The organism is Pseudomonas sp. SB113, assembly GCF_040754745.1.
Lineage (GTDB): Bacteria > Pseudomonadota > Gammaproteobacteria > Pseudomonadales > Pseudomonadaceae > Aquipseudomonas > Aquipseudomonas grimontii.
In genome coordinates this window covers 1-258 of the sequence record NZ_JBFMHW010000280.1, presented here as the reverse complement: position 1 = coordinate 258, position 258 = coordinate 1, and the positions used below count along the sequence as shown (strand labels likewise).

Sequence of the window (258 nt, the reverse complement as noted above, 5' to 3'; positions counted from 1 at the left end):
TCGGCACGCCAACCAACGGCACCTTCTACACCGACGCGGCGATGACCAAACCGGTGACCGGTTCCATTGACGCGGTCAACGGCGAAGCCACGGTTTACTTCAAACCAAACGCGGACTTCCACGGCACCGCAGACTTCACCTACACCGCGACCGACGGCGGCAACGCTGACGGCACCAACCCGCTGACCTCGGCTCCAGCCAACGGCACCATCACCGTGACTGCGGTCAACGATGCGCCGGTGGCTGATGCCACTGCTG

1 protein-coding gene is annotated in these 258 nt (G+C 64.0%); it reads left to right on the top strand.

The window, feature by feature from the left end; translation table 11 throughout:
- On the top strand, positions 1–258 hold a 258-nt coding region (locus tag AB1462_RS32555; RefSeq protein ID WP_367249250.1), incomplete at both ends, for an Ig-like domain-containing protein.